Origin of the sequence: Streptomyces carpinensis (genome assembly GCF_002154505.1) — a bacterium.
GTDB classification, from domain to species: Bacteria; Actinomycetota; Actinomycetes; order Streptomycetales; family Streptomycetaceae; genus Streptomyces; species Streptomyces carpinensis.
In genome coordinates this window covers 3,721-10,931 of sequence record NZ_MUBM01000525.1, presented here as the reverse complement: position 1 = coordinate 10,931, position 7,211 = coordinate 3,721, and the positions used below count along the sequence as shown (strand labels likewise).

General features: G+C 71.4%; 4 protein-coding genes and 1 pseudogene. 3 read left to right on the top strand and 2 right to left on the bottom strand.

Translation table 11 applies throughout. The annotated features are described in order from the left end of the window. The 3 genes and pseudogenes from BZY54_RS45385 to BZY54_RS45375 form a co-directional block, all read left to right on the top strand. Window positions 1-1,105, top strand: a pseudogene (locus tag BZY54_RS45385) (hypothetical protein); the annotation flags it as partial. Window positions 1,106-1,215: 110 nt separating this feature from the next. Continuing rightward, window positions 1,216-3,192 (top strand): threonine--tRNA ligase, encoded by a 1,977-nt coding sequence (gene thrS, locus BZY54_RS45380; RefSeq protein ID WP_086731198.1) that lies wholly within the window; start codon window positions 1,216-1,218, stop codon window positions 3,190-3,192. A 94-nt stretch (window positions 3,193-3,286) separates the two neighbouring features. Beyond that, window positions 3,287-3,847: an HIT family protein gene (locus BZY54_RS45375; protein ID WP_086731197.1), complete on the top strand. Its 561-nt coding sequence runs from the start codon at window positions 3,287-3,289 to the stop codon at window positions 3,845-3,847. Between the two features lie 165 nt (window positions 3,848-4,012). On the opposite strand, the gene BZY54_RS45370 is transcribed toward BZY54_RS45375, so the two are convergent. Next, window positions 4,013-5,668 (bottom strand): hypothetical protein, encoded by a 1,656-nt coding sequence (locus tag BZY54_RS45370; RefSeq protein WP_086731199.1) that lies wholly within the window; start codon window positions 5,666-5,668, stop codon window positions 4,013-4,015. A 204-nt stretch (window positions 5,669-5,872) separates the two neighbouring features. Beyond that, the coding region (locus tag BZY54_RS54220) for an elongation factor G (RefSeq protein WP_244217662.1) at window positions 5,873-7,211 on the bottom strand (1,339 nt) is incomplete at its 5' end.

Below are 7,211 nucleotides of genomic sequence, written 5' to 3'. Positions count from 1 at the left end.
CCCTGGGACCGCCCTCCCCGGCCCGCCGACGTCGACCCCGCCGTGCTCGGCGCCCTGCTGCTGCGGCACGGCTGGCAGCGGCGCGGCGGAGCCGCCGGACGCTACGGCCGCTGGACCCCGCCGGGACCGGGCGGCGCAGGGACGAGCCTGCTGGTGCCCGTCAGCCGCGCCTTCCCCGACAGCGACGACCTGCTCGGCGAGGCGCTCGACGCCCTGGCCCGCAGCGGCACGCCGTCCGCCCGGGCGGTGCTGCTCGCGCTCGCCGTGCCCAGCGACGAGATCCACTGGTGGCGGGACGTGCCGGNNGCTGGCCGCCGCGCTCGCCACCCGCGCCCGGGCCGGCTATCACGGCGCCCGGCACCGGCGCTCGGCCACCGCCTCCCTGGACCACGTCCTCGTCGGTTCCGCGGCCGGCGGCCGCAGCCTGACCGCCTTCGTGCCGGTCTCCCCGGCCCGTCCGCTCGCCGTGCGTCTGCACCAGGCCCTGTACGCGGTGCGCGAGGCCATCGACTACCGGCGGGCCACCGGTGCCCTGGACGCCTTCGACGGCGCCGTCCGGGTCGGCGCCAGCCGCGAGCTCACCGAGGCGCTGGTCGCACTGGTGCGCGGCACCGAGGGAGCCCGGATCACGGTCGAGTGGGCGCCCGCCGCCGGCGTCCCCGTGGACTGCGCCGCCGGGACCGTCGAGTTCTCGCCGGGCGACCTGCCCGTGCTGCGCGAGGCCGGCGCCCGCTATCTGCGCGCGGAGCCCTCCGTGCCGGTGCGGATCACCGGCACCGTGGTCCGGCTGCGCAGGTCTCAGCCGCACGGCGAGGGCACCGTACGGCTGCGGGTGATCTCCGGCGCCGAGGTGCCGTACGTCCGTGTGGCCCTGGCGGAGGAGGACTACCGGATCGCCGGGCACGCCCACCTGGTCGGGCTGCCGGTGCGGGTGCTCGGCCGGCTGGAGAGCCGGGGCGGCTTCCGCCGGCTCACGGGCGCCTGCGAGGTGGCGCCCGTGCAGGTGGACGACGAGGAGCGGGACCGGCTGATGAAGTCGCTGCAGGAGGACGCGGACGACACCGACTTCTTCGGGGATGCGGGCGAGGGCGGGGACCGCGACTGAGCGCGGGCGGGGAAGACCGTTTCGCGGTCGGCGGCCCTGGGTCGGTACGATCGCTTATTGCGCGCGCTCCCGGTATGGCGCCGCACCCCACCTGCAGTCAGGAGAGACCGGTGTCAGACGTCCGTGTGATCATCCAACGCGATTCCGAGCGGGAAGAGCGCACGGTGACGACGGGCACTACGGCCGCCGACCTCTTCGCCGGCGAGCGCTCGATCGTCGCCGCCCGCGTCGGGGGCCAGCTGAAGGACCTCGCCTACGAGGTCAGGGACGGCGAGACCGTCGAGGGCGTCGAGATCACCTCCGAGGACGGCCTGAACATCCTGCGCCACTCCACCGCGCACGTCATGGCGCAGGCCGTGCAGGAGATCTTCCCCGAGGCCAAGCTGGGCATCGGCCCGCCCGTCAAGGACGGCTTCTACTACGACTTCGACGTCGACAAGCCGTTCCACCCCGATGACCTCAAGGCCATCGAGAAGAAGATGCAGGAGATCCAGAAGCGGGGGCAGAAGTTCTCCCGCCGCGTGGTCACCGACGAGCAGGCCCGCGAGGAGCTGGCGGACGAGCCGTACAAGCTGGAGCTGATCGGCCTCAAGGGCTCGGCCTCCAGCGAGGACGGCGCGGACGTCGAGGTCGGCGCCGGTGAGCTGACGATCTACGACAACCTGGACGCCAAGACCGGCGAGCTGTGCTGGAAGGACCTCTGCCGCGGTCCCCACCTGCCCTCCACCCGCCTGATCCCGGCGTTCAAGCTGATGCGCAACGCGGGCGCCTACTGGCGCGGCAGCGAGAAGAACCCGATGCTCCAGCGCATCTACGGCACCGCCTGGCCGTCCAAGGACGAGCTGAAGCAGTACCTGGACTTCCTCGCCGAGGCCGAGAAGCGCGACCACCGCAAGCTGGGCCACGAGCTCGACCTGTTCTCCATCCCCGAGCAGATCGGCTCCGGCCTCGCCGTCTTCCACCCCAAGGGCGGCATCGTCCGCCGGGTCATGGAGGACTACTCGCGGCGCCGCCATGAGGAGGAGGGCTACGAGTTCGTCTACACCCCGCACGCGACGAAGGGGAAGCTCTTCGAGACCTCGGGCCACCTGGACTGGTACGCCGACGGCATGTACCCGCCCATGCAGCTCGACGAGGGCGTGGACTACTACCTCAAGCCCATGAACTGCCCGATGCACAACCTGATCTTCGACGCGCGCGGCCGCTCCTACCGCGAACTGCCGCTGCGCCTGTTCGAGTTCGGGACCGTGTACCGGTACGAGAAGTCGGGCGTCGTGCACGGCCTGACCCGCGCCCGCGGCTTCACCCAGGACGACGCGCACATCTACTGCACCCGCGAGCAGATGGCCGACGAGCTCGACAAGACGCTCACCTTCGTGCTGAACCTGCTCCGCGACTACGGTCTGAACGACTTCTACCTGGAGCTGTCCACCAAGGACCCGGAGAAGTTCGTCGGCACCGACGAGGCCTGGGAGGAGGCCACCGAGACCCTGCGCCAGGTCGCCGAGAAGCAGGGCCTGCCGCTGGTCCCGGACCCGGGCGGCGCCGCCTTCTACGGCCCGAAGATCTCCGTTCAGGCCCAGGACGCCATCGGGCGCACCTGGCAGATGTCGACGATCCAGCTCGACTTCAACCTGCCGGAGCGCTTCGACCTGGAGTACACGGCCGCCGACGGCTCCAAGCAGCGCCCGGTCATGATCCACCGCGCGCTGTTCGGCTCCATCGAGCGGTTCTTCGCGGTGCTGCTCGAGCACTACGCGGGTGCGTTCCCGGCGTGGCTGGCCCCGGTGCAGGCCATCGGCATCCCGATCGGCGACGCGCACGTGGAGTACCTGGAGAAGTTCGCCGCCGAGGCCAAGAAGAAGCAGCTGCGCATCGAGGTCGACTCCTCCTCGGACCGGATGCAGAAGAAGATCCGCAACGCGCAGAAGCAGAAGGTGCCGTTCATGGTCATCGCGGGCGACGAGGACATGGCGAACAACGCCGTCTCCTTCCGCTACCGCGACGGCTCCCAGGAGAACGGCATCCCGATCGACGAGGCCATCGCGAAGATCGTGAAGGTCGTCGAGGACCGCGCACAGGTCTGAACCGCGACAGCGGCAGCCGCAGCGGCCGCACGGCGAGGCCCCCGGTGATCTCCTCTCACCGGGGGCCTCGCCGTGCACCCGGGGCCGACGCCATATGCTGCCTAGCATGACGAGTGAGCCGGAGCAGCAGATCGGAGTGGGGACGCAGGACGCGTTCCAGCGCCTGTGGACGCCCCACCGGATGGCCTACATCCAGGGCGAGAACAAGCCGACCGGTCCTGGAGCCGGAGACGGCTGCCCCTTCTGCGCCATACCGGCCAAGTCCGACGAGGACGGCCTGATCGTCAGGCGGGGCGAGCAGGTGTACGCAGTGCTCAACCTGTACCCGTACAACGGCGGCCACCTGATGACCGTGCCGTACCGGCACGTCGCCGACTACACCGACCTCACCGAGGCCGAGACCGCGGAGCTCGCGGAGCTGACCAAGCAGGCCATGCGGGCGCTGCGCACCGCCTCCGGGGCCCATGGCTTCAACATCGGCATGAACCAGGGCACGGTCGCGGGCGCCGGTATCGCCGCCCACCTGCACCAGCACATCGTGCCCCGCTGGGGCGGCGACACGAACTTCATGCCGGTGGTCGGCCACACGAAGGTGCTGCCGCAGCTGCTGGCCGACACCCGGAAGATGCTGGCGGAGGCCTGGCCCGCGGAGTGAGCCGGCGCGACGTCGGCCATGACCAGCCCGTCCGGTGGCACCCCCGCTCGAAGAGCTTGGTGGAGCTCGAGGGCGAGGCCGCTCAGGCCGGCGGGGATCCGGGGGCCGCAGCCCCCAGGACGGTCACCCTCCTCCCCGTCGCGTCGCCCGGACCGCCGGAGGCAGTTACGCGTCGTAGACGTCCGCCTTCTTCGGCGCCACGTCCTGCACGTTTCCGCTGAGCACCGACGAGCGGGTGCCGAACTTCTCCACGTCCACCCCGTTCTCCCGCAGGGTCCTCAGCGCCGCCGCATGCACCACCCGCAGCACGGGGGTCGCGGCGCGCAGCGCGTCGTCGGCCATGAAGCGGTGGCGCCAGGGCTGGTCGGCCCAGGCGTGCCGCAGGCCGAACGGCTCCGGGAGGGTCAGGCTGCCGCCGAGCCAGTTGAGGAACGGCGGGTACGAGGTCAGGGGAGCGCGGGCGGCGAGCCGTACCACCTCGTCGGTGTCGACCAGGGGCAGCTTCACCTTGCGGGTCTCCCAGAAGCGGAACGCCTTCTGCACCTCCTTCTCCTTGGCCGGGGGCTTCTCGTTGAACAGGGGGTTGACCGGGCCCAGGGCATGGCCGGTGACCTCTATGCGCAGGGTGTCGTGCAGCACCGTCACGGTGATCAGCATGGTGATCACCAGGTGCCCGTCCCACAGCGTCCACTGCACGCCGAGGTAGTGCCGGTCTCCGCCGCCGAACTGCTGCTTGTTGCAGATGTCCTGTATGGCGTGGGTGCGGACGGTGTACGCCTCCACGTCGGTGCCGCTGGGCCGGGAGACCTCCTTGGCGTTCTCCCCGATCGGCGTGACGATCCAGTGCGTGATGGACGGCTTGGGGAAGCCGCCGGTGTTGATCGGGGTGCGCTCCAGCATGGCCAGCCCGCCCTGGATCGCGGTGATCACGTCCCAGCTGCGGAAGGGGTGGAAGTCCTTGCCCGGCTCCGCCGAGACCAGGTCCTCCGCCAGCTGCCAGCTGCCCCACCGCGTGCCCATGCCGAGTATGCCCTTGGGGCCGGCGTAGAAGACCGAGTTGGACCGCTGCTCGGCGCTGAGCCGGGCGAGCTCCTTGCGGACCTGCTCGGCCGCGTCGCCGGGGCTCCCGGGCACCGCCTCGGGGATCTTGGCGCCCACGCCCCCGCCCGACAGCAGGCTCTCCCAGCGCTCCCGCAGGTCCCGCGCGGTGCGCTCGCAGATCTGCCGGGCCCAGAACCAGCCGATCACCGGCATGACGACCGCCGCGCGCGCGTACCACGCCCAGAAGCCGTGGAACGGCATCTTGATCAGGAACAACGCGGCCAGCGCGGCCATGGCGACCAGCAGGGTGGTGGCGAGCAGCCCGGCGCGCTTGTCCTCCCGCCTGCTCATGGAGGTGCGCAGCGTGAACACCAGCAACCACACCAGGAACCCGGGCAGGAAGAGCACCCCGCACAGCACCGTCACCGCCGTCAGCCAGTTGTCGCGCTCACGGCGGATGCGGTGGGCCGCCAGGCAGTGCTCCACGACGACCTGGGGTTCGGTGCCGAAGGACTGGATGAGCGGCTTGCGCCCGGCGCCCAGCATGCGGTCGATCACCGCGCGGGAGTAGGCCTCGCCGAGCCGCGGGCGGAAGATCTTCGCCCACGGGCGCGGGGGTTTGACCACGGACTGGTGCCATTCGTTGTCGGCGTCCTTGATCTTGACCACTTCGTCGTCCCGGTACGCGGCCGCGGCCAGCGCGTAGGTAGCCGCCGTCTGCCCCGCCGCACCCGACAGGGGCACCTGAGCCCCGGGACTGAAATCGAATCCGTCCGTCACTGCCGCCCCCACTGCCGCCGCGTCTGCCCTTCGGGCCTTCCCGACTTCCCTGCCCCGCACACCTGTTGATCAGGTCATCAGCGTATCCGCACCCACCGGCACACGGAGACGGACGGCCGAAGCCGCCCGCCTGTTCCGCGACTTTGCGGAGCTAAGCGTTCCGCAGCCTTGCGCTGCCGCCCGGTTGTGCGCCGGGCGCGTCAACTACGAGGCCTCGCGCTCCTGTTGCCTGACCCGGTCGGCGACCTGCGGCGGCATCGGCTCGTGCCGCACGTAGCGGCGGTCGAAACGGGCCGTGCCGTGCGACAGCGACCGAAGGTCGACCGCGTACCGGCCGATCTCGATCTCGGGCACCTCGGCCCGTACGAGCGTGCGCCCGTTGCCGACCTGTTCGGTGCCCAGCACCCGGCCGCGCCGCCCGGACAGGTCGCTCATCACGGCGCCTACGTAGTCGTCGCCGACCAGCACGCTGACCTCGGACACCGGCTCCAGCAGATGGATCCTCGCGTCCGCCGCGGCCTCCCGAAGCGCCAGTGCGCCGGCTGTCTGGAACGCGGCGTCGGAGGAGTCCACCGAGTGCGCCTTGCCGTCCAGCAGCGTGACCCGGACGTCGATCAGCGGGTAACCGGCGGCGACGCCCTTGGCCGCCTGGGCCCTGACTCCCTTCTCCACCGACGGGATGAACTGCCGGGGCACCGCCCCACCGACGACCTTGTCGACGAACTCGATGCCCGAGCCGCCCGGCAGCGGCTCCACCTCGATCTCGCAGATCGCGTACTGGCCGTGCCCGCCGGACTGCTTGACGTGCCGGCCGCGCCCCGCCGACCTGTTCGCGAACGTCTCCCGCAGGGAGACCCGGTGCGGCACGACGTCGACCTGGACGCCGTACCGGCTGCGCAGCCGCTCCAGGGCGACATCGGCGTGGGCCTCGCCCAGGCACCACAGGACCACCTGGTGGGTGTCCTGGTTCTGTTCGAGGCGCATCGTCGGGTCCTCGGCGACCAGCCGGGCCAGACCCTGGGAGAGCTTGTCCTCGTCGGCCTTGCTGTGCGCCTGGATGGCGAGCGGCAGCAGCGGGTCGGGCATCTCCCACGGCGTCATCAGCAGTGGGTCGTCCTTGGCCGAGAGGGTGTCGCCGGTCTCGGCGCGGCCGAGCTTCGCCACGGACGCGAGGTCACCCGCGACGGCGTGCGTCACGGGCCGCTGCTGTTTGCCGAACGGCGTCGACAGGGCGCCGATGCGCTCGTCGACGTCGTGGTCCTCGTGGCCCCGGTCGGCCAGCCCGTGCCCGGAGACGTGCACCGTCTCGTCGGGCCGCAGGGTGCCCGAGAAGAGCCGGACGAGGGAGACCCGGCCGACGTAGGGGTCGGAGGAGGTCTTCACCACCTCGGCGACCAGCGGACCGCCCGGGTCGCACGGCGCCAGCTCGCGCGATTTGCCGTCGACCGTGGTGACCAGGGGCGCCTCGCGCTCCAGCGGGGTGGGGAAGCCCCTGGTGATCAGCTCCAGGAGTTCCACCGTGCCGATGCCCTGCCTCGCGCCG